The sequence below is a fragment of the Camelimonas sp. FR25 genome (assembly GCF_059740505.1).
Window position 1 is genome coordinate 55,023 of record NZ_JCAWFG010000020.1, and the last position, 23,677, is coordinate 78,699.

At 67.9% G+C, this 23,677-nt stretch carries 16 protein-coding genes; 9 read left to right on the forward strand and 7 right to left on the reverse strand.

Features of this window, described 5'->3' with window-relative positions:
• Positions 1–291 precede the first annotated feature (291 nt).
• Positions 292–1,287 carry a 2-hydroxyacid dehydrogenase gene (locus AC6A67_RS02545; RefSeq protein WP_498034964.1) on the reverse strand — a complete coding sequence of 332 codons (996 nt, stop codon included), beginning with the start codon at positions 1,285–1,287 and terminating at the stop codon, positions 292–294.
• Positions 1,288–1,554: 267 nt separating this feature from the next.
• Here AC6A67_RS02545 and AC6A67_RS02550 point away from each other — a divergent pair, with 267 nt between their 5' ends.
• Positions 1,555–2,100, forward strand: coding sequence for an SH3 domain-containing protein (locus AC6A67_RS02550; RefSeq protein ID WP_498034965.1), 546 nt, complete (start codon positions 1,555–1,557; stop codon positions 2,098–2,100).
• A 203-nt stretch (positions 2,101–2,303) separates the two neighbouring features.
• Here the strand turns inward: AC6A67_RS02550 and irrA are convergent, their stop codons facing one another.
• A complete protein-coding gene (gene irrA / locus AC6A67_RS02555; RefSeq protein ID WP_498034967.1) occupies positions 2,304–2,786 on the reverse strand; it encodes an iron response transcriptional regulator IrrA in 483 nt (160 codons plus the stop codon).
• Positions 2,787–3,365: 579 nt separating this feature from the next.
• Here irrA and fabA point away from each other — a divergent pair.
• The 8 genes from fabA (at position 3,366) to AC6A67_RS02595 (ending at position 12,961) form a co-directional block, all read left to right on the forward strand.
• Entirely contained in the window at positions 3,366–3,890 is a 525-nt protein-coding gene (gene fabA, locus AC6A67_RS02560) for a 3-hydroxyacyl-[acyl-carrier-protein] dehydratase FabA (RefSeq protein ID WP_498034968.1), read from the forward strand.
• 289 nt (positions 3,891–4,179) lie between these two features.
• Positions 4,180–5,403, forward strand: a complete 1,224-nt coding sequence (gene fabB / locus AC6A67_RS02565; RefSeq protein ID WP_498034970.1) for a beta-ketoacyl-ACP synthase I — start codon at positions 4,180–4,182, stop codon at positions 5,401–5,403.
• A gap of 223 nt (positions 5,404–5,626) precedes the next feature.
• Entirely contained in the window at positions 5,627–6,448 is an 822-nt protein-coding gene (gene fabI / locus AC6A67_RS02570; protein ID WP_498034971.1) for an enoyl-ACP reductase FabI, read from the forward strand.
• A gap of 1,091 nt (positions 6,449–7,539) precedes the next feature.
• Positions 7,540–8,256, forward strand: coding sequence for a phosphoribosylanthranilate isomerase (locus tag AC6A67_RS02575; RefSeq protein ID WP_498034972.1), 717 nt, complete (start codon positions 7,540–7,542; stop codon positions 8,254–8,256).
• Positions 8,257–8,275: 19 nt separating this feature from the next.
• Positions 8,276–9,589: a tryptophan synthase subunit beta gene (gene trpB, locus AC6A67_RS02580; RefSeq protein ID WP_498034973.1), complete on the forward strand. Its 1,314-nt coding sequence runs from the start codon at positions 8,276–8,278 to the stop codon at positions 9,587–9,589.
• Positions 9,586–10,440, forward strand: a complete 855-nt coding sequence (gene trpA / locus AC6A67_RS02585; RefSeq protein WP_498034974.1) for a tryptophan synthase subunit alpha — start codon at positions 9,586–9,588, stop codon at positions 10,438–10,440. The genes trpB and trpA overlap by 4 nt, the downstream gene beginning before the upstream one ends.
• A 250-nt stretch (positions 10,441–10,690) precedes the next feature.
• Entirely contained in the window at positions 10,691–11,599 is a 909-nt protein-coding gene (gene accD, locus AC6A67_RS02590) for an acetyl-CoA carboxylase, carboxyltransferase subunit beta (RefSeq protein ID WP_498034975.1), read from the forward strand.
• Positions 11,600–11,608: 9 nt separating this feature from the next.
• A complete protein-coding gene (locus AC6A67_RS02595; RefSeq protein ID WP_498034976.1) occupies positions 11,609–12,961 on the forward strand; it encodes a bifunctional folylpolyglutamate synthase/dihydrofolate synthase in 1,353 nt (450 codons plus the stop codon).
• 265 nt (positions 12,962–13,226) lie between these two features.
• Here the strand turns inward: AC6A67_RS02595 and trxA are convergent, their stop codons facing one another.
• The 5 genes from trxA to tsaE form a co-directional block, all read right to left on the reverse strand.
• Positions 13,227–13,550, reverse strand: coding sequence for a thioredoxin (gene trxA / locus AC6A67_RS02600; protein WP_498034978.1), 324 nt, complete (start codon positions 13,548–13,550; stop codon positions 13,227–13,229).
• A 275-nt stretch (positions 13,551–13,825) separates the two neighbouring features.
• Positions 13,826–17,368: a double-strand break repair helicase AddA gene (gene addA / locus AC6A67_RS02605; RefSeq protein WP_498034979.1), complete on the reverse strand. Its 3,543-nt coding sequence runs from the start codon at positions 17,366–17,368 to the stop codon at positions 13,826–13,828.
• On the reverse strand, positions 17,365–20,697 hold the full coding sequence (addB, locus tag AC6A67_RS02610) for a double-strand break repair protein AddB (protein WP_498034980.1): 3,333 nt from the start codon (positions 20,695–20,697) through the stop codon (positions 17,365–17,367). The genes addA and addB overlap by 4 nt, the downstream gene beginning before the upstream one ends.
• Before the next feature lie 156 nt (positions 20,698–20,853).
• Positions 20,854–21,603: a nucleotidyltransferase family protein gene (locus AC6A67_RS02615; RefSeq protein WP_498034982.1), complete on the reverse strand. Its 750-nt coding sequence runs from the start codon at positions 21,601–21,603 to the stop codon at positions 20,854–20,856.
• A gap of 237 nt (positions 21,604–21,840) precedes the next feature.
• The gene (gene tsaE / locus AC6A67_RS02620; RefSeq protein ID WP_498035004.1) at positions 21,841–23,427 is read right to left on the reverse strand and encodes a tRNA (adenosine(37)-N6)-threonylcarbamoyltransferase complex ATPase subunit type 1 TsaE; all 1,587 of its coding nucleotides are present in this window, start codon (positions 23,425–23,427) and stop codon (positions 21,841–21,843) included.
• Between the last annotated feature and the right edge of the window lie 250 nt (positions 23,428–23,677).

Below are 23,677 nucleotides of genomic sequence, written 5' to 3' on the forward strand. Positions count from 1 at the left end.
AGCGATCGATGAAACGGAGCCGGAAAACGGTGCGTCCTCCCATCACTCTCAGCCCTGGGGGAGTCTACGCCAATCGCTTCAGGCGGCAAGCGGCGTCACGCCTCAAGACGGCGGCGCGCCTCGCAGGCGACCGGCAAGAGAACGGCAGGAGCGCAACCGACCGGCCAAGGGCGCCGCCCGTGCAAGCCGTTGCATGCTGTGGTCGCAGGCAGGCGCAGCCGGCCCATCGCCGCAGCGCGGCGTCGGCGCCGACTGACGGTCGTGTGGGCCTCAATCAGCGGGCCGGTTGCGTCACAGCATGCTGGGCAGGATACGGTCCGGCGGGCGGTGGCCATCCATGAACACGCGGATGTTGAGAATCACCTTCTCGCCCATGTCATGGCGGCCCTCGATGGTCGCCGAGCCGAGGTGCGGCAGCAGCACCACCTTGTTGGCCCGGGCCAGCTTGAGCAGGCGCGGGTTCACCGAGGGCTCCGATTCGAACACGTCGAGGCCGGCGCCGGACAGCTCATTGGCCTCCAGCATGCGGGCGAGGGCGGTCTCGTCGATGATTTCGCCGCGCGCCGTGTTGACGATGATGGCGGAGGGGCGGATCAGCTTGAGGCGGCGGGCCGACAACAGATGATAGGTCGCGGGCGTGTGCGGGCAATTGACCGAGATGATGTCCATGCGGGCCAGCATCTGGTCGAGCGACTCCCAATAGGTCGCCTCCAGCGCATTCTCGGTCGCCTCGGCCACACGTCGGCGGTTGTGATAATGGATCGACAGGCCGAAGGCGCGGGCGCGGCGGGCCAGCGCCTGGCCGATGCGGCCCATGCCGACGATGCCAAGGCGCTTGCCGGTGATGCGGCGACCCAGCATCCACGTCGGCGACCAGCCTTCCCACTCATCGTCTGGCACCACCTTGGCGCCTTCGGCGATGCGGCGGGCCACGGCGAGGATCAGCGCCATGGTCATGTCGGCGGTGTCTTCGGTCAGCACGCCCGGCGTGTTGGTCACGGTGACGCCGCGCGCCAGCGCCTGCTGGACGTCGATGTGGTCGACGCCAGCGCCGTAATTGGCGATCAGCTTCAGCTGTGGGCCTGCCTGGGCAAGGATGGCGGAATCGATGACGTCCGTGATGGTCGGCACCAGCACATCGGCGGTTTTCACCGCCTCGATCAGCTCGGCTGGCCGCATGGGCGTGTCGTCGTGGTTCAGCCGCACGTCGAACAGCTCCGCCATGCGGGTTTCGATGGCGTCGGGCAGACGGCGGGTGACGACGACGAGTGGCTTCTTTTTGGTCATGACGCGTCCAGACGGGAGCTTTTTCACCCAGCGTTAAGCAGGATCAGGCGACACAGAACAGGGTCTGCGCCTCCCGACTCTGTAACAGACGGAGGCAGAAAGACAACGCATCCAAATGTCTGACGCGGCCAGCGCCAGCCGCCGTGAGGCGTGGACAGGAGCATCGCCGACCGGCGGCGCGCCGACGATAAAGGGGCTTGAGTGATGGCAGGGGCTGTGCTGCGCGCGCCGCGTGCAACCAGGCGGGACCGTTGCGGCGTCGCCGTGATGGCGACGGGGCTGGCACGGCGCTGGGGCGTTTCGGCGCTGTTGCTGGCGGCGAGTTTCGCGGCCGTCGCGCTGCCGGCGCCAGCCGTGGCCGAAGCCGGCCCCAAAGGCACGGTCACCGGGCTGCCATTGCCACGCTACGTTTCGCTGAAGACCGACCGCGTCAATCTGCGCCGGGGGCCCAACAAGGATCAGGCGACGGTCTGGGTCTATCACCGCGTCGGCCTGCCGGTGGAGATCACCGCTGAATTCGAGACCTGGCGGCGCGTGCGTGATTCCGAAGGGGTCGAGGGCTGGGTGCTGCACTCGCTGCTGTCCGGCAAGCGCACGGCGCTGGTCGCCCCCTGGGAGAAGAGCGGCGTGCTGGTGCCGATGTATCGTGAGGCCGCGGAGACGGCAGCGCTGGCGGCGCAGCTTGAGCCGCACGTCGTGCTGCGCGTCGAGAAATGCGACAAGGTCTGGTGCGAGGTCGAAGTGGCGAAACGCAAGGGATTTGTGCGTCAGGAGCGGCTGTGGGGGGTCTATCCTGGCGAGGTCGTCGACTGACGCCCGCGGGCCGTGAAACAGGCGGGAAGCCGAACGGCTGGATCAGCTGCGAGATCAGCCAAGCGCAAGGTTCGCGCAGCATCAGGACAGCGACGTCCCAGCTGCGCCTGGCGCGTTCTGGCAAACCATTCTCGGGACACGTCGGGCAAACAAAAGGCCGCCCAAAAGAGGCGGCCTCGCAGGGTTCCATAGGAGCGCAGCGCTTATGAGGCGCGGCGCGGCCGCAAGCGGACCACAACGTCGACGCGGGCGATCTCCATGCCCTCTGGCGCATCCGGCAGGTTGGAGATGTTGATCGACGACCCCGGGATATCCAGCAGCCGCTCTTCGCCCTCGACGAAGAAGTGGTGGTGGTCGCCGACATTGGTGTCGAAATAGGTGCGCGAACCGTCGACCGCGACTTCGCGCAGCAGGCCGGCCTCGGTGAACTGGTGCAGGGTGTTGTAGACGGTGGCCAGCGACACCGGCACGCGCGCCTTGCTCGCCTCGTCATACAGCATTTCCGCCGTGACGTGCCGGTCGCCCTTGGCGAACAACAGCCAGCCCAGCGACACGCGCTGGCGGGTGGGGCGCAGGCCAGCACGCCGCAGCTCGGAACGGAGCGCGTGCACCGGGCAGCCCTTCAGGCCGTCCGTCTCACCCGCAGCCGCCAGTTCACCGCCGCGAAGGGCGTCGCCATCAGTCATTGAACCCGTCTTCCCAGAACCCGTCTTCCCACGAAACCTTCCCTTAGCATAGGCAATGGCGCCGCTGGCTGCAACCCTTTGCGAAACGTTCGCAACTAGGTGCGACATCGGCGGCAAGATTAGCGGCAAGGGCGGCGGCAAAGCGGCGGCAAGAGCGGTCAAGCGAGCCGCATGGCGGTCTTTTCGGCGTAACCCCGCCTTTGTCATCGGATGGTCGCGCGCCCTGTGCAGGCTGGCCGCCCTGAGGATCTGGCCCTGGAGCATGCGCCGATCACGCCGGATCGGCTCATGCCCCCATTTTCATGCAGGGAGCGCATTCTCGTCGATCAGACGATCTCGTTGGATCGGTAAGCACTCTGGAGCAGGTAAAAGGCGCGCCTTCTGGGGGCGCCGCCCAGGGCAAATCGCGCCATGACGGCGGCGCGGCGGCCAGGCTTTCGGCGCGCATGGCAATCGTGTTACAAGCCGAAGCGGATGGCGGGGGGCGACAGGCGCTCCGGTCGCGGTCCAGTTCCTGCGCGCTTGTCGCGCACCCACGATGTGCGATCCGTAAGGGTCCACCCGCGATTTGTTTGGACGATGACCGACACTGCTCACGGCGCCACGCGTCAATCCAGCTACAATTACGAAGAACTGCTCGCATGCGCACGCGGTGAACTGTTTGGGCCGGGCAACGCCCAGCTGCCGCTGCCGCCGATGCTGATGGTTCATCGTATTACCGACATTTCCGAGACGGGCGGCGAATACGGCAAGGGTTATGTGCGGGCGGCCTATGACGTCAGCCCGGACGACTGGTATTTCCCGTGCCATTTCCAGGGCAACCCGATCATGCCTGGCTGCCTCGGTCTCGACGGCATGTGGCAGATCACCGGCTTTTTCCTTGGCTGGCTCGGCGAGCCAGGGCGCGGCATGGCCTTGTCGACCGGCGAGGTGAAGTTCAAGGGCATGGTGCGTCCGGGCGTCAAGCTTCTCGAATATGGCATCGACTTCAAGCGGGTGATGCGCGGTCGGCTGGTGCTCGGCACCGCCGACGGCTGGCTGAAGGCCGATGGCGAGAAGATTTATGAGGCGAAGGATCTGCGCGTCGGCCTGTCGACCGCCTGATCCCCTGCCGGCTTTCCAGGCCCGGCGCAGCGGCGTCAGCGCCTTGCGGTGGGCGTTGCGCCCGCGCTGAACAATGCGCCCGCCATTGCGTCCGTCCTGGAAAAGCACGATATGCTGCGCAGGTTGTCGTCGCTTGCGGCGGCGACGTTCTGGACGTCACGCCTCCTCACAGGCGTTCGTGCAGGGCGGAATGTTTGATCCGCCCTGTGTTTCCGGGGTTTTGATGCAGGCCAGCTGACGTGGCGGCGCGCCACCGATGCTGCGGTCCGTAATAGAGGAACAGTCGCTGATGAGGCGAGTCGTTGTGACCGGGATGGGCATTGTCTCGTCCATTGGCAACAATATCCCGGAGGTGACGCAGTCACTTCTCGAGGCCCGCTCCGGCATCTCATTTGCCGAGGAACACGCGAAGCTCGGCTTCCGCAGCCAGGTTTACGGTCGTCCGACCCTGGCGCCGGAGACCCTGGTTGACCGTCGCGCCATGCGCTTCCTCGGTGAAGGCGCGGCGTGGAACCACGTCGCCATGGAAGAGGCTATCGCCGACGCCGGCTTCAGCCCTGAAGAGATCTCCAACGAACGCGTCGGCATCATCATGGGCTCTGGCGGTCCATCTGCCCGCACCATCGTTGAGGCCGCCGACATCACCCGGACCAAGGGTCCGAAGCGTGTCGGCCCGTTCGCCGTGCCGAAGGCCATGTCGTCCACCGCCTCGGCGACGCTGGCGACCTGGTTCAAGATTCGCGGCGTCAATTATTCGATCTCCTCGGCCTGCGCCACCTCGGTGCATTGCACCGGCAACGCCTATGAGCAGATCGCCTGGGGCAAGCAGGACGTGATTTTCGCCGGTGGTTGCGAAGAGCTGGACTGGAGCCTGTCGGTGCTGTTCGACGCCATGGGCGCCATGTCGAGCAAGTACAACGACCGGCCGTCCACCGCCTCGCGCGCCTATGACAAGAACCGCGACGGCTTCGTCATCGCTGGCGGCGCCGGCGTGCTGGTGCTGGAAGAGCTGGAGCACGCCAAAGCGCGCGGCGCCAAAATCTATGCCGAAGTCGTCGGCTATGGCGCGACGTCGGATGGCTATGACATGGTCGCTCCGTCGGGCGAGGGCGCCATTCGCTGCATGCGCCAGGCGCTGTCGACGGTGAAGAACCCGATCTCTTACATCAACCCGCACGCCACCTCGACGCCGGTCGGCGACGACAAGGAAATCGAGGCGATCCGGGAGGTGTTCGGCGCCGGCGACAAATGTCCGCCGATCTCGGCGACCAAGTCGCTCACCGGCCACTCGCTGGGCGCCACCGGCGTTCAGGAAACGATTTATTCGCTCCTGATGATGCAGAACAATTTCATCTGCGAGAGCGCCCATATCGAGGAGCTGGACCCGGCGTTCGCCGACATGCCGATCGTCCGCAAGCGTATCGACAACGCCCAGCTGGAAACGGTGCTGACCAATTCCTTCGGCTTCGGCGGCACCAACGCCACGCTGGTGCTGAAGCATATTGACGCCTGAGTGACGGGGCGGCGGGGGCCGCGCTGCTGCGCCTCGCCCCCACTGCATGCAGCCACATCTCCCTGCATTCGCCGCTGCGGCGCCGTGAGCCCGGGCGCGATCGCCAGCGCTGGCTGACGCACAGTCAGCTGGTCACCAGTTTAACGGCCACGCGCGGCCTCATGCCTGCGCCGGGCAAAGATGAAGCGCGCCGCCCCGGGCGGCGGCGTGGAGAGGACCACACATGGCGTTGATGGCGGGCAAGCGCGGCCTCATCATGGGCGTTGCCAATAACCACTCGATCGCATGGGGCATCGCCCAGGCGCTCGCAGCGGAAGGCGCCGAACTCGCGTTTACCTATCAGGGCGATTCGCTGCGCAAGCGTGTGGCGCCGCTGGCGGAATCGCTGGGGGCGGAGGTGCTGCTGCCGTGCGACGTCGAGGATATTGACAGCGTCGACGCCGTGTTCGCGGCGCTGAAGGACAAGTGGGGAACGATCGATTTCCTCGTCCACGCCATCGCCTTCTCCGACAAGAACGAGCTGAAGGGCCGTTACGCGGACACCACCCGCGCCAATTTTTCGCGCACCATGGTGATCTCCTGCTTCTCGTTCACCGAGGTGGCGAAGCGTGCGGCGGCGATGATGCCCAATGGCGGCGCCATGCTGACGCTGAGCTTCATGGCTGATCGCGTCATGCCCAACTATAATGTGATGGGCGTGGCAAAGGCGGCGCTGGAGCAGAGCGTGCGTTATCTGGCCTCGGACTTCGGTTCCGACCAGGTGCGGGTCAACGCCATCTCGGCAGGCCCGGTGCGCACCCTGGCTGGCGCCGGCGTCAATGACGCGCGGCTCATGTACAATTATCAGAAGGCCCATGCGCCGCTGCGCCGCACGGTGTCGATCGAGGAGATCGGCAAGTCGGCGCTTTATCTGCTGTCCGACTGGTCGTCCGGCGTCACCGGCGAAATCCATTATGTCGACAGCGGCTATAACATCATCGCCATGCCGCGCACCGCCGAACTGAAGGCCCAGGAAGACGCACAGGCCAAGGCCGAAGACACCTGATCTGGCGGCGGGCTCGCCGGTCCGGAACGAGCGCCTGGTAAGAGTCCGCAGCAACAGCGGCAAGCAAGCGCCGCTCCGTTCAAGCGCCCAGGGCCGACCGGGCGACCTCCAGGACGATCCCAGTCTGAAAAGCAGCCCCCGGGCTGCTTTTTCGCTTTTTATACCGGGATGCGCAGATGCTGACGCATCCGCATCCTGAAATGCTCAGTCGCCAAACGGGCTTACCCAGAACCCGATGTGTCACGCCCATCGGATTCTGGCATTAGCCCGCACTTGCATGTCGTTTGCGAGCCATACGGGGGGGCGCCGGTTTTTTGGGCAGGCTCAGCCTGGCCGTGACATGGCTGATTGTCGTCGCCAAACAGGCGCTGGCGCTCTGATGCTGGCCGCGCGTCGCAGCCTGCAGAGCGGGTCAACACCCCGCCTTGGCGAGGCCAGGCTTACGCTTGGCCCAGAACGGGAGTGGGGGCATTGCGGCAGTTTGGGAGGCAGCGGAGGATTTTTGACGCCAGATCAGCCACATCGAGGCGCCCTCGCGTGGGGACGTTCGTGCGTTAAGTGGTGTGTTTTGGCGCACACAGCACAAAAAATGGCAGCCAGGCTGCCATGAAAATCTTGCGTCAATTTGCGACGCGCCCTATCAGTGAACTTGCAGCACTTGCTGCATGCCCTCTGTGGGCGTTTCCTCCCTAGACTTGAGGGCGGCGCTTTGTTGCGCGGCCCTTTTTTCTTGTGTGGGTCGGAGACTAGCGTCGGATTGGCGCCGCGTGCAACGAAATTTTTTACAAAAAATGCCGAATGGTGATGCGTTTGTGAGCGCGGCACGTGGCTGCGCCGTGGGCTTGAAGCAACTGCGGTATGGCGCCAATTGGGGAGGGGGGCGGTAACCCTCTGGAAACTATTTGTTATATCATTTGCCTGTGGCCGGCGGGCGCCACGGTCGCAGTCAAGCGATGACGTGTTCGCAACGCCAGACTGCGACAGTTTGTCGTACTTCTGGCAATCCATCGTCGCCGCCGTCAGGCGGTGCGCCAACGGTGGACATTGCCGCCCGGTCATGCGAACTGCGGTTCTCCCAGGACATTCATCACATGCTGGCGCGACCTGTGCAGCGTCCCGCCAGCCTTCGTGGGGAGCGCGGCGTCGTGCTGATCAAGATCTGTGGTCTGAGTGACCTTGCGACCCTCGATGCGGCGTTGGACGCCGGCGCCGCTATGGTCGGCTTCGTGCACTTTCCCCGTAGCCCGCGCCATGTCGCGCTTGCTGATGCGGCGCGGCTTGCGGCGCATGTGCGCGCCCGACAGGCGGCAGGCGCCCCAAAGACCCAGAGCGTGGTGCTGACGGTTGACGCCGACGACGCCCTCATCGACCGCATTGTGTCGGAGGTTGCGCCCGACTGGATCCAGTTGCACGGTTCGGAAACACCTGAGCGCGTCGCCGCAATCGCGAACAGGCTCGACATTGGCCTGATCAAGGCGATTGGCGTCTCCGGGCCAGACGACATCGAGCGGGCGCTGACCTATGACGCCGCCGACCTGATGCTGCTCGACGCGCGGCCGCCGAAAGACGCCACCCGCCCCGGCGGCAATGGCGTGGCTTTCGACTGGGGGCTGGCGCGCGATGGCCGCTTGCCGCCGTTCCTGCTATCGGGCGGGCTGGACGCGGAGAATGTCGCTTTGGCGCTGGACGGGCTTGCCGGCCAGACGTCTTTGGCTGGCGTCGACGTCTCCTCGGGAGTAGAGAGTGCGCCAGGCGTCAAGAATCCGGCGCTTGTCGAGGCGTTTGTCCGCGCGGCCCGCCGCGCGTGAGCTTGAAGGAACTGGTTTCGTGAGCGCTCACCTGAATACCCCCTCGGCTGGCGCGTCGTCTGATGCGGCGCAGCGGCCCAATTCCTTCCGCAGTGGCCCTGACGCCCGCGGCCGGTTCGGCATTCATGGCGGGCAGTTTGTGGCTGAAACGCTGATGCCGCTGGTGCACGAGCTCGAAGCCGCCTGGGAGGCGGCCAAGGCCGACCCGGCCTTCCACGCCGAGATGCAGCAGCATCTGGCCACCTATGTCGGTCGTCCCAGCCCGCTGTATTACGCCGAGCGGCTCACCGACCATCTGCGCGAGGCATCGCGCCTGGCTGGCGGCGATGGCGGCGCCAAGATCTACCTGAAGCGGGAAGAGCTGAACCACACCGGCTCGCACAAGGTGAACAATGTGCTGGGCCAGATCATGCTGGCCCGTCGCATGGGCAAGAAGCGCATCATCGCGGAGACCGGCGCTGGCCAGCACGGCGTCGCCACCGCCACGCTGTGCGCCCGCTTTGGCCTCGAATGCGTCGTCTATATGGGCGCGGTCGACGTCGAGCGGCAGATGCCCAATGTGTTCCGTATGCGCATGCTGGGCGCCACGGTCGTGCCGGTGCAGTCGGGCTCGCGCACGCTCAAGGACGCGATGAACGACGCCATGCGTGACTGGGTCACCAACGTCGACACCACCTTCTACTGCATCGGCACCGTCGCCGGCATGCATCCCTATCCGGCCATGGTGCGTGACTTCCAGTCGATCATCGGCATGGAGGCGAAGCAGCAGGTGCTGGCGGCGGAAGGCCGGCTGCCCGACAGCCTCATTGCATGCATTGGCGGCGGCTCCAACGCCATGGGCCTGTTCCACCCCTTCCTCGACGATCCGGAGGTGGCGATCTATGGCGTTGAGGCGGCCGGGCACGGCATCTCGTCCGGCATGCACGCCGCGTCGATCGCGGGCGGCCGCCCGGGCGTGCTGCACGGCAACCGCACTTATCTGCTGATGGATGACGACGGCCAGATCACCGAGGCGCATTCGATCTCGGCCGGCCTCGACTATCCGGGCATCGGGCCGGAGCACGCCTGGCTGCACGATGTTGGGCGCGTCACCTATCTCAGCGCCACCGACGATGAGGCGCTGGCCGCGTTCCAGCTGCTGACCCGGCTCGAGGGCATTATCCCGGCGCTGGAGCCGGCGCACGCCATCGCGCGCGTCATCGAGCTGGCGCCGCAGATGCCGCAGGATCACATCATGGTTGTCAGCCTGTCAGGGCGCGGCGACAAGGACGTACCCCAGGTGGCCGAGATGCTTGGCCCCAATCTCGACGGCAAGGGCGGAGCCAGGGCATGAGCGCCTCTGATAGCATTGTGCAGGGCGTCGCCCGTATCGACGCGCGTTTCGCCGCGTGCCGCGCCGACGGCCGCGCCGCACTGGTGACCTTCCTCACCGCTGGCGATCCGGACTTTGAAACCTCGGTGGGCGTGATCTGCGCTTTGCCGCAGGCGGGCGTCGACGTCATTGAGATCGGCATGCCGTTCACCGATCCGGTGGCGGATGGCCCGGCCATCCAGGCCGCCGGTCTGCGCGCCCTCAAGGCCGGCCAGACCCTGGTCCGCACCCTGGAGCTGGTGCGGCGCTTCCGTGAGGGCGATCAGGCCACGCCGATCATCCTGATGGGCTATTACAACCCGATCTATATTTATGGCGTTGACCGCTTCCTTGCTGACGCCAGGGCCGCAGGCGTCGACGGCATGATCGTCGTCGATCTGCCGCCAGAGGAAGATGATGAGCTGTGCCTGCCGGCGCTGCAGGCGGGCCTGGCCTTCATCCGCCTCGCGACGCCGACCACCGATGACCGCCGCCTGCCGGTGGTTCTCGCCAATACCGCTGGCTTCGTCTATTACGTCTCGATCAACGGCATCACCGGAACGGCGACGCCTGACTTCGGCCAGGTGGCGACGGCGATCGATCGCATCAAGCAGCACACCACTTTGCCCGTCGCCGTCGGCTTCGGCGTCAAGAACGCGGATCACGCCGCTGCGGTGGCTGCGACCGGCGCAGACGGGGTGGTGGTGGGCACCGCGCTGATCGAACGGATCAAGGGCACGCTGGACGCGCAAGACCGCGCCACCGCCGCAACGCATGAGGCGGTGCTTTCGCTGGTGCGCGAGCTGGCCGAGGGCGTTCGCCGCAAGCGCTGACCGGGTCAGAGCTGGCCTTGTAGGCGCTGGGGCCGCTAAGGGGAGCGAACCCGGCGAAACGGGCTGGCGCCGACCACGGCGATCATGGTGGATCGCCCGATCTCAGCTCATGGCGCCGGCTTCGCCTTGAAAAGGCGCCATTGCTCCCCTTATTGGGGCCATTATATCAGGGTCTCCCGCACGCGGGGGGCATGGAAGCGTCCCAGGGCCTTTGGCCTTTGTGCGGCGCGTCGCAAAGGGTCATGGGTTTATGAACTGGATTTCCGACGTCGTCCGGCCGAAGATCAAGACGCTGTTCAAGCGCGAGGTTCCCGAGAACCTCTGGATCAAGTGCCCGGAGACCGGGCAGATGGTGTTCCACAAGGAAGTGGAAGCCAATCAGTTCGTGATCCCCGGCTCCGACTTCCATATGCGCATGTCGGCCGCCGCCCGTCTCCGCTCGATGTTCGACAATGAGAGCTGGGAAGAGATCAGCTTCGCCGAAGTCCCGCTCGACCCGCTGAAGTTCCGCGACGAGAAGAAATACGTCGACCGCCTGCGCGACGCCAAGGCAAAGACCGGCGCCGTCGACGCGGTGCGCGTCGGCGTCGGCGCCGTGGAAGGCGCCGAGACGGTTATCGCCGTACAGGATTTCGACTTCATGGGCGGTTCGCTCGGCATGGCCGCCGGCGAGGCAGTGGTCACCGCGCTGGAGACCGCCGTGGCGCGTCACACCCCGTGCATCCTGTTCGCCGCTTCCGGCGGCGCGCGCATGCAGGAAGGCATGTTCTCGCTGATGCAGATGCCGCGCACCACGGTGGCGGTGCGCCACATGCGTGACGCCGGCCTGCCCTATATCGTCGTGCTGACCAACCCGACCACCGGCGGCGTCACCGCCTCTTACGCCATGCTCGGCGACATCCATATCGCCGAACCCGGCGCGCTGATCGGCTTCGCCGGCCCGCGCGTCATCGAGCAGACCATCCGTGAGAAACTGCCGCCGGGCTTCCAGCGCGCCGAATATCTCAAGGAGCATGGCATGGTCGATATGGTGGTGCACCGCCATGAGCTGAAGGCCACCATCGCCCGGCTGTGCCGCCTGCTGATGAAGCAGCCGGCGCGCGACAATGGCGACGCCATCGCCCGCGCCGACGCGCCTGACGCAGCTGTCGCCGGTTAAGACATGGCCATGGGGCAGGCTGGGCCAGGGCTGACGCCGTCAGAATCGTCGGACGTGCTGATTGCGCGCTTTCTCGGCCTGCATCCCAAAGCCATCGATCTGTCGCTGGACCGCATCGACCAACTGCTCGTCAGGCTCGGATCGCCACAGAAGAGGTTGCCGCCGGTGATCCACGTGGCGGGCACCAATGGCAAGGGCTCGACCATCGCCTTCATGCGGGCGATCCTGGAGGCGGCGGGCCTGTCGGTTCACGTCTACACTTCGCCGCATCTGGTGCGTTTCCACGAACGCATCCGGCTGGGGCGCAAGGGCGCGCCCGGACAGTTCGTCGCCGAAGCTGATCTGGTGGAGGCGCTGCGCGCCTGCGAAGTCGCCAACGCCGGCGCGCCGATCACCGTGTTTGAGATCACCACCGCTACGGCGCTGAAGCTGTTCGCCGATCATCCGGCGGATGTGCTGCTGCTGGAAGTCGGCCTGGGCGGCCGCTTCGACGCCACCAATGTGATCGACGCGCCGGTCGCCGCCGTGGTCACGCCGGTGTCGCAGGACCACGCGGAGTTCCTCGGCAACGACGTGCTGGCCATCGCCCGTGAGAAGGCCGGCGTGTTCAAGCGTGGCTGCGCGGCGGTGATCGCGCCGCAATCGCGCGACACCAGCCGCCAGCTGGAGGATGAGGCGCTGCGGGTTGGCGCGCGGCCTTTTGTCGGCGGCCAGGATTTTCAGGCGCGCGAGGAAAACGGCCGGCTGATCTATGAAGACGTTGACGGTCTGCTCGATCTGCCGCTGCCGCGCCTCGGCGGCCGCCACCAGCACGTCAACGCCGGCACGGCCATCGCCGCCCTGCGCGCCGCCGGCCTGCAGGGGTTGAGCGAGGCGGCGATCGAACGCGGCCTGCTCAGCGCCCAATGGCCGGCGCGGATGCAGCGGCTGCGCGAGGGCGTGCTGGTCCAGCTGGCGCCGCAGGGGGCGGAGCTGTGGCTCGACGGCGGCCATAACCCCGACGGCGGCAAAGCGGTCGCCGCCATGCTCGCCGATCTGGAAGAGCGAAGCCCGGCCCCGCTGGTGCTGATCGTCGGCATGTTGCGGACCAAGGACAGCGCTGGGTTCCTGGCCCCCTTCGCTGGCCTGACCCGCGACGTCATCGCCGTGCCGATCCCCGGCCAGGCCGCGGCGCGCCCGCCGGCTGAAGTGGCGCAGCTGGCGCTGGCTGTCGGCATGCGGGCGGAGACCGCCAGCAGCGTCGAAGCCGCGCTCGCCCTGATCAATCGCCGGCCATGGGCGCGTCCGCCGCGCATCCTGATCGCAGGCTCGCTCTATCTCGCCGGTGAAGTGCTGGCCGCCAATGGCACGCCGCCAGAATAAATTTGTTATATCAATTCACTGACGCAGCCAGCTGACAGAGTGCTTTAACCTGCGGCGCGGCGGTCATGTCTTGCATGAAGCGCCGGTGGAGCCGCCCCGTGCCAAGGTGGCTGCGCCTGCGTGGCCTTGTCTGGTATGTGCGTTATTGTTCAGAAGCTTGCGCAGATTTGCGTCTGTTGGCTGGCGACGCCGTTGGGCACATCATTCCACAAGAAAGCCGCCCAAACCGGGGCGGCTTTTTGCATTGTGCCCAATGCGGGCAAGATCAGGCGACGGAGCCCTGGATCCAGCGCGACAGGTCGCCCTTGGGGGCGGCGCCGACCTTCTGCGAGGCCAGCTTGCCGTCCTTGAACACCATCAGGGTCGGGATTGAGCGGATGCCGAGCTGGGCGGCGATGCCGGGGTTCTCGTCGATATTGACCTTGACCACGCGGACGGAGTCGCCGAGCTCGTTGGAAATCTCTTCCAGCGCCGGGGCGATCATCCGGCACGGGCCGCACCATTCCGCCCAGAAATCAACGACGACCGGCACGGTCGACTTCAGCACGTCGGTCTCGAAGCTTGCGTCAGTTACTTTTGCGGTCGCCATGGCATGCCTTTCCGCGAGCGGGGTCACCGACTCGCCAGTGTCTCTGAAAGCGTCTTTGACAGGGAAGCTAGGTAGGCGCCCCCCGAGGGTCAAGGGCCGCCGCCGCGCGCGCATGGCCGCCATCCATCTGGCGCACATGATCTTGCAGGCGCTGGCGGGCCTAATACCAGAACTCGATGAGCGTGACTCATCGGGTTCTGGATAAGCCCGTGCGGCGCCTGAGCATTTCAGGATGCGGATGCGTCAGCATCTTCGCATCCTGGTATAAGCCACGCTCAGCGCGCCAGCGCCAGCGCGGCGAGCGCCGCCGCACATTGCTCCGGCGACAGCTCAAGAATGCGCGGGCCATCGGCATAGGCCAGCAAAGGTCGCACCCGCCGCCCTGGCCAGATCTTCTGCAACACCGCGCCATAGAGCGCCAGCTGGGTGACATAGGCCACAGGCGGGGCGTCCGTCTCGGCCAGCGTCGCCAGCTTAAAGTCAGCCAGCCACACGGTGTCGTCGGTGAGCGCCAACCGGTCGATCTGACCAAGCACCGGCGTAAGGCCGCGGCCGGGCAGTTCAAGCTGGCCCGACACCGGCGCCTCGGCCACGGCGCCAGGCGCGAATAGCGGGGCCAGTTGCGGCGCGTTGACCAAATTGATGGCGCCATCGACAAGTCGCCGCCGCTGGGCCTCGTCGAGGAAGCATGCATCGGTCGGCGCCACCGCCCCGGCCTTGCGCTCGACATAACGCATGGCGAGCCGCTGGCGGTCGGCGGCGGCAACGCCGGGCAGATGCTCCAGCAACGTATGCATCAGCGCGCCAGCGAAGCGCGCCGCCTCGCGGCGGGCGGCGGTCGCCATGCCCGCCGCGGTCTCGCTTGTTGGCGTGGCGTCTGGGCCGGCCCTCGACGGGGTGATCGGCGCCAGCGGCGCGGCCTCGCGCGCCGCGTCGGCCCATAGCCAGCCAGGCGCCGGGGCGAGGTCTCGCTGCGGCTCGGGCGCCGCGACATGGGCGCCGGGCCTGCCGGCAGCCAGCACCCGTGTGGCGCCGCCGCTGGCGGCGTCGACATGGGTTTCGACCGCGCTTGCGGCTCCAAACGCCGCATCGACCATGCCATACCAGCATTCCGGCGGCAGATTGCGCTGGTTGCGGGCATAATAAGGGGCGATGACCAGCCGCTCCCGCGCCCGGGTCAGCGCCACATAGAGCAGGCGATTGTGTTCTTGGCGCTCGCGCCGGGCCTCTTCGGCCGCCGCCTCCTGCAGCACGGCGGGCCGGCCGCCGGCGGCGGGGAGCCATACCGGCACGGCGATCAGCCGGCCGTTGGCGACAACCCGCAGCGGCAACACCAGCGGCGCCTTGGGCACAAACCGGCAGCTGTCGGCGAGGAACACCACGTCCGCCTCCAGCCCCTTGGCCCCATGCACGGTCATGACGCGGATTTCGCCTCTTGCGGCGTCCATGTCGCGCTTCACATCGTGCGACGCATCGCCAAAGCGGGCGATAAAGCCAGCCAGCGACGGCGTCGCCTGACGCTCATGGGCGAGCGCCAGCGCCAGAAATTCGTCGATGGCGTCGCCGGCTTCGGCGCTCAGCCGCGCCACGAGCGCGGTGCGGCCCCCCATCGCCCCGAGCAGCGCGGCGTAGAAGCCGAAGGCGCCATGCCGGGCGGCGAGATCGCGGACGGCGCGCAGCCGCGCCAGCCCCCGGGCCGCCGCCGCATTGCTGTCGGCCAGCCCGGCCAAAGCCACATGCAGCGGCGTCTCGCCGCGCGCCGCCGCGATGGCCAGCAAATCATCGTCGTCGAGCCCGACGAGCGGCGATTTCAGAAACGCCGCCAGCGTCAGGTCATCTTCCGGCAACAGGGCCGAGCGCCCGGCGGCCAGCAAATCCTGCACGGCGATGTGGTCGCCGAGGGTCAGGCGGTCGGCGCCAGCCACCTTGAGGTTGTGGGCCTTGAGCGCCCGGATGATGGCGTCAAACAGCGCTCCTCGCTTGCGCACCAGCACCAGCACCTCGCCTGGCGGGGTGCGGCGGCCATATTCGTCGCCCTCGCGCGTCAATCTTGCGATGGCGTCTGCGATGCGGGCGGCGAGCGCCACGGCGGGCGAGGTGGGGTCGGGGGCGTCAACGGGCGCGTCCCACGCCTCCGGCTCCGCCTCATCATCGGCGATCACCGGCTCCCAGGTCTCGACGCGTCCCAACTGGCCGATGCGGCTGGTCTCATGCACGGTGCCGGCGCGGGCCCCGTCATCGTCAAACGACAGGCCGGCGAAATTCTCCGGCACGCCAAACACCAGGTCGACGGCGGCCAGCACCGCCGGGGCCGAGCGGAACGACACGTTGAGCGGCACGCTTTCGAAGCGGGCGCCGGCGTCGGCCAGCGCCCGACGATAATAGCGCTCGCTGTCGGCGAAGGCGCGCGGCTCGGCGCCCTGAAAGCCATAGATCGACTGTTTGGGGTCGCCGACGGCGAACACCGTGCGGCGCAGACGGGCGCCGCCGTCGTCGCCGGCGCTAAACTCGCTGGTGAGGGCGCGCAGGATGTCCCATTGCGCCGGATTGGTGTCCTGCGCCTCGTCGACCAGCACATGGTCAATGCCGGCGTCGAGCTTGTGCAGGATCCAGCTGGCGGCGTCGGAGCGCAGCAGCAGGGCGCGGGTCTTGCCGATCAGATCGTCAAAATCCAGCGCGCCGCGCGCGTTCTTGATGACGTCGACGCGGGCGCCGATGGCTTCGGCCAGCGTCAGCAGGGCGTCGGTCCGCTCCAGCACCCGCACCGCGCGCCGCCTGTCGGCGAGGGCGGCGAGGCGGTCGCGCTCGTCGCGCAGCTGCTCGCCCAGCGCTGGATCGATTTTCGCGGTGGGAAAGCCCTTGTCCGCCCGCGGCGCCCCGGAGCCGACGAAGAACACGCTGAGGTAATGCCCCAACCTTTCCGCATCGTCACTGGCGGCGCTGGCGGCGCTGGCGGCGCGCAGGCTGTCGGCCAGCTTGATGTCATTCTTCGAGCCTGCAGACAAAGCGGTGATCAGGTCCGGCCATGTCTCCGGGCCGAAGCCGCCATGCAGCATGGCGTGGGTGATGCTGTCAGGGGTATCGCCAGGCTGCAGGCCCAGAGCGCGGGCCAGCGCCTGCATGACGCTGGCATGGCCGCCCGCCGCCTCCACCTCATCGCGGAAGCTCTTGGCGTGGCGCATGGCGGCCCGCAGCGCCGCATCGAAGGCATCGCCCGCCGCCGCAAGGCTGACGACGGTCAGCGCATCGGCGAGCCGTGGGTCATCGCCCCGCGCCGCCGCCGTCAGCACATGTCGGCGGGCGTGGGTGTAGATCTCTTCGCTGGCCGCTTCGTCCAGCACCTCGAAGCGCGCCGGCACATTGGCCTCGAACGGCGCCAGATGCAGCACCCGCTCGCAAAAGGCGTGAATGGTCTCGATCTTGAGCCCGCCAGGGGTCTCGACGGCGCGGGCGAACAGTCGGCGCGCCGCGTCGAGCCTTGGGCGGGTTGGGCGCTGGCCATCGAGCTTCACCAGCTCTGCGGCCAGAGCCTGATCGTCCAGACCGACCCAGCTGGCGAGGCGGTCGAACACCTTCACCGCCATATGGGCGGCGGCGGCCTTGGTATAGGTCAGGCACAGGATGCGGCCTGGCGCTGCGCCCTCCAGCAGCAGCCGCAACACCCGGTCGACCAGCACCTTGGTCTTGCCCGAGCCGGCGTTGGCCGAGACGAAGGCCGACAGATATGGATCGGCGGCGAGGCGCTGCGCCTCGGTGGCGCGACTGGCCGGATCGGGCGCGGCGTCAGGCGGCGCGGGCGGCAGATTGGCGTCGCTCATGCCTCGTCCTCCCCGCCGCCGACGCGGGTCCACTCGCGCACCCGGGCGAGATGGTCGTAATCATTGTAGCGCCGGGCATATTTGGCGTAAGGGCGGGCCGGCCAGGCGGCGCCGCCGGCGCGATAACGGCCGATCAGTTTCACAAAGCCCTCGGCGTGGCTGCGAATGATGTCGTCCACCGTGCGGGTCTCGTCCTTGCCTGGCTTCACAGGCTTGTCCGCCAGCGCCGGTTCGCCGCCGGTCAGTTGCACATAGCTCAGGCTGACCGGCGCGAAGGGATTGGCGGCGACGTCGCCAAACGCGCCCTGGCGCAGCATATGCGCCTCAAGGGTGAGCTGCGGCGCAAAGCCGGCGAACACTTCTTTGGCCGACGGCGGCTGGCCGGTCTTGAAATCGACAATGGTCATCGCCCCGTCGCGGCCAAGCTCGATGCGGTCGGCGCGGCCACGCAACACGAAGCGTTCGCCATTGCCCAGCGGAATCTCCAGCCTGCCGCCGACTTCCGCCAGCACCCGCGCGATGGCCGGGCGGCGCTGGCGCTCCCAGGCGGCGTACTCCGCCGCGATGCGGGTGAAGCGCGGCCACCATTGGGCGCGGACATCCGGATAAGCGGCGAGGCTGGCGAAGGCCACGACGCCAAGATCCAGCACTTCGGCTTGCGGATCGGCGGGCAACGCCTCGGGATATTGCTGGGCGAAATTGCCAATCGCCTCATGGATGATCGAGCCACGATCGGAGGCGCCTGGCGGCACGGCCAGCTCATCAAGCGCATCAAGCCCCAGCACATGTTTGGCGTAGACCGCGTAAGGATCACGCACGAGGGTCTCGACCTCGGTGACCGACAGCGAGGTCGGAACCAGCTCCAGCGGCGCCACCGGGGCCGGGCGACCGATCGGCGCGACGCGCGGCGGCGCCTCCAGATGCGCCGCCAGATCGAGGAAGCGCTGACCGCGCGCCAGAGCTGCGGCCCAGGGATTGTCGTCATCCCCCTCGCTGGCGACGACGCCGGCGCGCTGCTCCGGCGTGGTCGCCAAAGCCTTGATGCGCTGCAGGAAGCGCGATGGCACGGTGGGGGCGCCGCCGCGCTTGGCGGCGCGGGTGATGACGACATCATGGGCGCCCATGGCCGACACAAAATCGTGCGCCGTCTGGCCGATGCGCCGCTCCGGCGGTTGCAGGCCGAGCGCCGCCGCCATCGGACGGTTGAGGAATGCGTCGGTGCGGGTGGCCGGCGGCCACACCGCCTCATCGAGGCCACCGAGCACCACCCGGTCCGATTCGATCAGGCGCGCCTCAAGCAGACCGAAGATGCGCACCCGCCGATGGGCGCCGCGCCCACGACCGTCGCCCTCGCTGCGCACCATGCGGCCGCTGGCGAGGCCGCTGAACAGGGCCGGATAATCCTCCAGCTGGCCGGGCAGCGTGCACGCTTCCGCCGCCGCAATGTCATCGAACAATTGCAGCAGCGCCGCGCCATCGGCGCAGGCGGCGAGACCATCGCGCGCGGCTGTGGTCGCTGCGGCGGCTTGCGTCGCGGCGTCGTCGAGCCCGCCCACCGGATCGCGCTCCGGCTCGGCGAGGCGCAGCACGGTCTCGCGATGCGCCACGGCCATGGCCACCAGATCGCCGGTGATCGACGCGGCGTTGAGCGGGGCCAGCGCCAGCTCGAGCCGGTCGAGCATGTCGGCGATGCGCTCCCAGTCGCGCTCGCGCAGCCGCCGCAGGGGACGCGGCGCGTATTTCGCGCGGGCTTCATCGCGGCGGGCCTCCAGGATATCGCGCAGGCCGCCCAAGCCAGGCGGCGGCTCAGGGCCGCGCAGCAGGCCGATCTCCAGCGCCGCCGCCACGCGCCGGGCCATGGGCCGCGACCATCCGAGGGTGAGCAGGGGATGGGCGAGCAGCGCCACCAGCTGGCGCGGGCCGCAGCGCGACGCCGCCGCCTCCGCGGCCAGGCGGGCGAAGCGCCCGGCGCTGGCGCGGGCCAGCGGGCTGCCGGCGGAATCGTCGGCCTCAATGCCCCAGCGCTTGAGGTCGGCGCAGACCCGCTCGGCGAGGTCGCGGTCCGGGGTGATCAGCGCCACGGTGGCCTCGGGCACCTCGAGCATCTCACGGATGGCGATGGCGGCGGCCAGCGCCTCCTCGCGCTCGTCGCCAGCCTCGACAATGGCGAGACCGGCAAGGGCGTCCGCTACGGTCGCGGGGCTCGGGCGGCGATCTGGCTCAGCCCACAGCTCCGTGGTGCTGGCCGGGCGCAGCGCCTCGGTGAGCAGCCGGTTGCGGGCGCGCGACGTTACTGGCGGCGCGCCGAGCGGGATCAAATCCTGGCGGGTGACGCCGATCACCTGCAGCAGCCGCGCCATCATCGCCTGCGGGTGGGTGTAAGCGTTCTCGATCTCGCGGGCGGCGGCGGGCGACAGCCCCTCCGGCGCCACACCGCTGACCAGATCGAAGCTGGCGTCGTCGAGGTCGAGGTCGAGCCCCGGCAGCACCGCGACGCCGCGCGGCAGGCGGCAGATCGCCGAGATCAGCCGCGCCGTGGTCGGGGTCGAGCCGGTGGAGCCGGCGACGATCATCGGGCCCTGCGGCGGCTGGCGGTTGAGCCGCTCCGCCTCGGCCAGCAGCATGGCGTAGCGACGCATCACCGGGTCTGAGGCGCCGCGCTCGGCGAGGATCGCCGGCCAGGCGTCGCGAACAATGCGCAGAAACTCGAGGGTGACGCCGAACCAGGCGCTGTGACGCGCCGCCACCACATTGGCCAGCTCGTCCCAGTCGACGCCCTGGGTCGCCAGCTGGTCCATCAGCTTTTCGAGGTCCCCGGCCAGCGCCAGCGCATCTGCCGGGGAGGCGGGTGCGAGCAAGGGCTCGTTCTCGGACAGGCGCATCAGCGCCTTGTCGACCTGGCGCGCCCAGCCCAGCACCAGGCGGGTGAGGATCAGCCGGCGCTCGATCAGCGGGATCGGCGGCGGCAGGCTGGCGGGGTCGAGGTCAGGATCGGCGCCAGGCTCACCTGCGATCACCTCATCCTCGGGGGAGGCGTCGAAATCGTCGTCGACATCGCCAAGCGGCACGATGCGTGGCAACAGCAGCGCGCCGACGCCGGAGCGCTTCATCAGAATGTCCTGCAAGGCGCGGGCTGCGCGGCGGGTCGGCAGGAAAATCGTCGCCGTGGCGAGGCCGAGCGGTTCATTGCGTGGGGCGAAGCCAGGGATCAGCTCACCCGACAGCAGGCTATCGGCCAAAGTGGAGAGAAATGGCGCGCCCGGCGCGATAGTGCAGACGCGCGGCTGCGCGACACGCGTGAACAGATCGCCAACCGCGCCATTCGCCAAGGCCGTCTCCCCCTGAAACGCCAGATACAATCATGTGATAGCATAAGCCGACGCGCGTGGGGCATCGGCTTATGGGCAGGTCCGGGCGGCGCTGCGCTTTGCCTGTGGCGATTACGCCGACGTAGCGTGCGATGGGGCGCAGGCGGGTCCGCCAGCTCAGCGATGGCTGCGGGCGATGACCTCTTCGGCCTCGCGCAGGCCTTCGGGCGTGCCGACATGCAGCCAATGGCCGTCGAGCCGCCAGCCGAACAGGCGCTCATTGGCGAGCGCCGCATCGAAAATCGCATTGAGCGAGAACGAACCGTCCGGGCTGCCAGCGAACAGCTCTGGCTTGAGGATGGCGACGCCGGCGTAGACGAAGGGCACGACCTCGCGCTCCCTGCGGCGGGCCAGGCGGCCCTGCTTGTCCATGCTGAAGTCGCCCTGGCCCTCATAGCCGGTGCTGGAGGCGCTCGCCGCCAGCAGCAACAGCACATCCATGCGCGCCGGGTCCCAGAATTGGGTCAGGCGACGGATGTTGGAGGCGGGACCCTCGATCCACATGCTGTCGGAATTGCCGAGCAGGAACGGGGCGTCGCCGAGCAGGGGCAGCGCCTTGACCACGCCGCCGCCGGTCTCCAGCAACTTGCCGCGCTCATCGGAAATGGCGATGCGCGGACCACAACGGCGGCGCTCCAGATGCGTCTCGATCAGGTCGGCCAGATAATGAACATTGACCACCGCGTCGGTGACGCCAGCTTCGGCGAAGCGGTCGAGCAGGCGGTCGATCATCGCCTCGCCGCCGACGCTGACCAGCGGCTTCGGCGTGGTGGTGGTGATGGGGCGCATGCGCTTGCCCAGGCCCGCCGCCAGCACCATGGCGCGGGTGATGGGGGCCTTGTCGGTGGAGGTGGGGTTCGTGGTCATCTGTGCTCGCAGCGCCTGTTCCATGCCTGGCTGAATGCTGTTGGCCCGACGGTTACGGTGCGGAGACCGTCGCAGGGCGATCGTCCGGGGGGCCGGGTCAGAGACAGCTGCTGACAGGGCTGTGCGACGCCCATGTGAAGCCGCCCGCCGCGCGCCATGTCAGGCGGCCGCAGGGCCAGCGGCCTGTTCCGCGTCTGTCTCTGGATCGCGCGACGCCCGCATCCTCGCGCCGGGAGCTCAGTCGCCCTCCAGCACGTGGATCAGATAGGTCTCATACCATTTTTTCACCGGCGCGAGGGCGGGATGCGCCAGATTGCGCTGCAGATAGCGCTTGATGCGCGGCATGTGCGCCAGATATTGCGGCTTGCCGTCGCGGCGGTCGAGGCGGGTGAAAATGCCGAGGATCTTGGTGGCGCGCTGGGCGCCGAGCACGGCGTAAGCTGCGGCGAAATCCGCCATGTCGAAGCCGGGATCACCCGCGCGAGCGCTGGCATAGGCGCGCAGCAATTGCAGCTCGAGCTGCGGCGGCACGGTGATGCGCGCATCCTGCAGCAGCGAGGCCACGTCATAGGCCGGGTGGCCAAGCACCGCGTCCTGGAAATCGATGACGCCGACCCGCTGCAAGCCCTGGCGATCGGGCAGCCACAGCAGATTGGGCGAATGGTAATCGCGCAGGGTCCAGGTCTGCGGCCCGGCGATCACCGGGCGCAGCACGTCGATCCAGGCGCTGGTAAACTGCGACCGCGCCAGCGCCGGCAGGTTGCGCACCGTGGCCGGGGCATACCAGTCGAGCAGCAGATCAACCTCGATCTGCAGCGCCTCCATGTCATAGGCCGGGATGACGTGATCGACGCCATCGCTGACCGGCAAGGTGTGCGGCAATTGCACGGCGTGCAGCCGCGCCAGCAGCCGCACCGCTTCCTCATAGCGCTCAGGGATGGGGCCATGCGCATTGGCTACGCCCTCGCCGCCGAGATCCTCGACCAGCAGTACGCCGGCGTCGAGGTCGCGGCCGAGAATGGCTGGTGCGCTGATCGACAAGGAGCGCAGGCCATTGGCGATGGCCACAAAGGCGTGGACCGATTCAGCCAGATGGGCGATGGCGCTGTAGGGCTTGCCACGGCGAATGGGCGGGCCATCGGGCTGGCGCGGCGACACCATCAGGATCGCCGTCTGGCCATTGGGGCGGATCAGGCGCTCATAGGAACGGCTGGAGGCGTCGCCCTGCAGGAAGCTGCGCCGCGCTTTGTCCCAGCCAGCCTTGCGGAACACCGTGCGGATCGCCCGGGTCATGGCGAGGCGGCCAGCCCATTTGCCATGGCCAGTCAGCACCGCGACGCGGCGGTTGATGTCGCCGCCGGGATCGAGCTGCAACTCCACGTCGAGGCGATCCGGCGGCAACAACTCGCCGCCGCGATCCGGCCATTCGACGATGGTCAGCGCGTTGCGGGTCATCTCCTCCCAGCCGAGCTCAATGAGATCATCCGGGCCGCCGAGGCGATAGAGGTCCGCGTGCGCCACCTCGCCAAACGGCGTGTCGTATTGCTGCACCAAAGTGAAGGTCGGGCTCGGCGCCTCCATGTCGGGATCGCCGGCCAGGATGCGCAGCAAAGCGCGGGCGAGGGTGGATTTGCCCGACCCCAGATCGCCAGACAGGGTGATCATGTCGCCCTGTTTCAGGGTCTCCGACAGGATCAGCGCCAGATGCGCCGTGGCGGGTTCATCGGGCAGGTCGACGGTCCAGGTGATGACATAGGGCGGCGCCGCGACGTGGGCGGCGCGCTGACGCCGGTCGCCGCGCTGCGGCGGCTGCGCCGAATGGATGACCGACTGGAGCGGCGCGGCGGCAGCGACGGGGGCGTCTGCGGAGACGTTGGCCTGCGCCGGGTTCGGGACTGGGCTGGTCGACACGGACAATCCGGGATTCTCTGACAGGTTACGGGGCAGGCCCTCGCGGCATGGCCGGGGACACGTGCGCAGGACGACAATGGCAAGTTACTGCGGCGAAGGTTTCCACTTCCTTCCCGAGGCCAGCGCCAGCGCCTGACGACATTGGTCTGTTCGACATCGCGCC